Origin of the sequence: Escherichia sp. KCJ4928 (genome assembly GCF_004352695.1) — a bacterium.
Taxonomy (GTDB): Bacteria; Pseudomonadota; Gammaproteobacteria; order Enterobacterales; family Enterobacteriaceae; genus ECMA0423.
This window is the reverse complement of the sequence record NZ_SJWV01000870.1, coordinates 1-248: the sequence shown is the minus strand read 5'-3', so window position 1 is coordinate 248 and position 248 is coordinate 1. Positions and strand designations below refer to the sequence as shown.

Annotated in this window: 1 protein-coding gene; it reads right to left on the bottom strand. The window is 54.0% G+C overall.

Going from position 1 to position 248, the window contains the following annotated elements; all coding sequences use genetic code 11:
• A partial coding sequence (locus E0D98_RS27180) for a Rop family plasmid primer RNA-binding protein (protein WP_101196755.1) occupies positions 1–141 on the bottom strand: 141 nt, incomplete at its 3' end.
• Between the last annotated feature and the right edge of the window lie 107 nt (positions 142–248).

Sequence of the window (248 nt, the reverse complement as noted above, 5' to 3'; positions counted from 1 at the left end):
CTCGTCGGCGTGGTCGTGAAGCGCTTCGCAGATGTCAGCCTGGTCGTCGGCGTCAAGTTCATTCAGTTTTTCCAGCAGGGTCAGCGTCTGGCTTCTGATGAAGCGGGCCATGTTAAGGGCGGTTTTTTCCTGTTTAGTCACAGTTCTGTTTCTCCATGTGTGGGGAGTCTGTCGGAGGTTTTTAATGATACCGGTGAAACGCGAAAGGATGCTCACGATACGGGTCACGGATGAGGAACATGCGCGGC